The organism is Aggregatibacter kilianii, assembly GCF_003129965.1.
Classification (GTDB): domain Bacteria; phylum Pseudomonadota; class Gammaproteobacteria; order Enterobacterales; family Pasteurellaceae; genus Aggregatibacter; species Aggregatibacter kilianii_A.
The window spans coordinates 1-2,958 of record NZ_NRCJ01000030.1 but is presented as its reverse complement, the minus strand read 5'-3'; the positions used below and the strand labels follow the sequence as shown (position 1 = coordinate 2,958).

Genomic DNA, 2,958 nt, shown 5'->3' with positions numbered 1-2,958 from the left:
TTTGGTGTCTGAATGACTGCTTTAATCAGTTGGTCTTTGGCATTGTAGGAATAGGTTTGCACTTCACCGTTATTTCGTTTGCGTTGGCTTAAGTTGCCGAAATCGTCATAGCGATAGGTGACGCCTTGGTATTCGTGCAGTTGGTTATTCAACTGTTTGTCGCTTTCCCGCTCAATCAGATTATGTGCCGGGTCAAAGGCAAAGACTTCATTGCCGGTCATGGTCAGCTGACCGAGTTTATCATAATAGTAATCCTGATTGCCTGAACGCAAGTCGCGGCTTTGAATCAGGTTGCCTGTTTCATTATAGCGATAAGTCCGATTGACAAGCGTATGTGGTGCAGCTTGTGGTGTTGTTTGTGTTGCCGGTTGCGCCGTTTGTTGTTCAAGTGCCGTTAACTGTGCTTCCAGTCTGCCGATAGCATCCAGTTTAAAGGATGTCACAAGTTTCCCTTGCGTACGTGAGACTTCACGGTGCAGTTTATCGCGGGTGATGTCGGTGATGAGGCGGTCGTTGAATTTGATTGCGGATAAATGTCCGCTACCGTAGTAGAAATAATTAATTTGTTCACCGCTCGGTAAGGTGGTTGCCAGTCGGTTGCCATTGGCATCATAGGTATAACGCATGATTTGGCTGTGACCGTCTTTGTCCGATAAATGATGCTCGATGACTCTGCCTACGTCGTCATAGGTAAAGTGTATTGTGGTTTGCTCATCAGCTAACTGACTCAATCTGCTTAGTGGGTCATAATGATAAGTGGTTTGTTGACGTTGCCCGTCAAATTGACTAACCTGCTCGGCAATGATTCGACCGAGGTTATCCCGTTTAAATTCGGTAGTACGCAATACTTGTTTATGGTTACCGGTGCCGAATTCCTGTTGGGTATCGAGTTCGCCTTTCTCGTTGTAATGATAAAGGGTTTTGCGGTTGTCAAAACCGATTTCGGCATTGAGACGGTTCATCGGGTCATAATCGAAACGATAGGTGACGAGGTTTTCATTGGTGAGTTGTACCAAGCGTCTTGCCTTATCATAGGTGTAAGCAAAGGTATGCCCTAAGGCGTTTTTACGGCTCACCGGTAAATCATCCAAGCTATACTCATACTTGGTTTGATTACCTTTACCGTCGGTATAGGAGATTAAGCGCCCCGCCGTATCATAAGCGAACTGTTCCAGGCTGCCGTCGGCGTAAACGGTTTGAATGAGCTGATGATTGTTGTCATAGATATAGCCGGTTTTTTGTCCCAGCGGGTCAATGACGCCGGTGAGCAAGCCATCGTTATTGTATTCCAGTTGGGTTGCGTTGCCGGAGCAGTCAACACGGCTTATTAACTGATTGTCGGTGTTATAGTGGAAGGCGGTACGGTTGCCTAACGGGTCAATCATGGCAGTGCGCAAGCCCTTATTGTTGTATTCAAACTTCACACTTTCCCCTAACGCATTGGTTGCCATCATGAGATTGCCGACACCATCATAGGCATAATGGCTTTGATGCCCCATGACATCGGTCTGCGCAATTAAGCGTCCGTTGTTATCATATTGATATTGCTGTGCCTGCCCGTCAGGACCGGTGACTTTTATCACTTGTCCTTGTTCATTGTAAGCATAACTTATGGTTCTACCCGCACTATCGGTTTGGCTTAATAAGCGTCCGAGATTATCTCTTTCCATGATGGTTTGTGAGCCGTCGGCAAAGACCCGTTTTACAATTTCTTGGTTATTATCAAAATGGTACTGCTCAACCCGTCCCAGACTATCGGTGATTTGCGTATAGGTCGGATGATAGGCAAACAGCCAACTTTCATCTAAATTAGTGGTATTGCGTAAGACTTTGCCTTTAGGACCATACACATCATATTCATAGTGTGATTCCAAGCCGGAGGCGTTGCGGTGTGACACCATAATATGGTTGTGATAACCGAAGGTGCGAACTTCAGTACCTTGTGCATTGAGTACCGAAATTAAATCACCTGCTTCATTATAGCGATAAGAAACCAGCAAAGTGCGTTGTTGTTCTTTTTGTAATGCAATTGCGGTTAAGCGCCATAGCGGCGCAGAAGTATCCATATTTTGTGCCAGGTTCTCAAAAGAAAGAGTAAACTCCCTTCCGTTACCATCAATAATGCGGTGCGGTAGGGCGGTTTCCAAATCATACTCAAAACGTTGTTGATTGCCTAAACTATCCTGAATCGCAACTAGCACATAGCTTGGGGAGGTTTCCGATAATGAACGGAAGATGAGCGATAAGCGCTTATCCAGCGAAGCAATAATAATTTCATCTGATTCATTGCGTTGCAGCCAAATTTGTTCTGCCTGATGATAGATTGCCGAACCGCCTGCGGTAAGTGCCGGGAGGCGTAGTTCACGACCCTGTTCATCAATATAGACCAAGCCGCGTGCTTGTCTTTCAATGCGTTGGCAACCCGGCACCGACCAACCTTGACCCAACCAGCCTGTCCCCATCTGGTCGGAGTAATAGCTACGCGACCAGATTAATGGCATGATACCGGTAAAAGCAAAATCTATTTCGTCGGTTAATAATTTTAAGCCCAGTATCGGGTTAACCGGACGTCCTACCGCTGCGGCAGCTTTACAAGGAATGCATTCGTTTGCTGCCTCAGACGGTGCGGAGCCACCTCCACCTGCACCACCGCCGGCACTATCGCCACCTTCAGCACCACCACCGGCGCCTGCGCCACCCGTGCTTCCGCCGGCACCGCTACCGGCAGCACCTTGCCCGCCATCGGATGCAGCACTGCCACCCGGATTTAACTCAATAGGCTGCCCATTAATATACACATACTTCCCTTCCACCTGAATATTACCGTTCTTAAACATCGTCAGTCTGGCACCGGCGGTCTCAAAGACAATATTATCCGCCTTGGAGTTCATCAGGAGGTCAGCTTTAACGGTCAGTTGATAGTCTTGTCCGACATAGATTTCCTGATTCTTACCGATA

General features: G+C 47.2%; 1 protein-coding gene. It reads right to left on the bottom strand.

Annotated features, from left to right (window positions below; all coding sequences use genetic code 11):
- A partial coding sequence (locus DK430_RS13035) for a DUF6531 domain-containing protein (protein ID WP_162616858.1) occupies window positions 1-2,958 on the bottom strand: 2,958 nt, incomplete at both ends.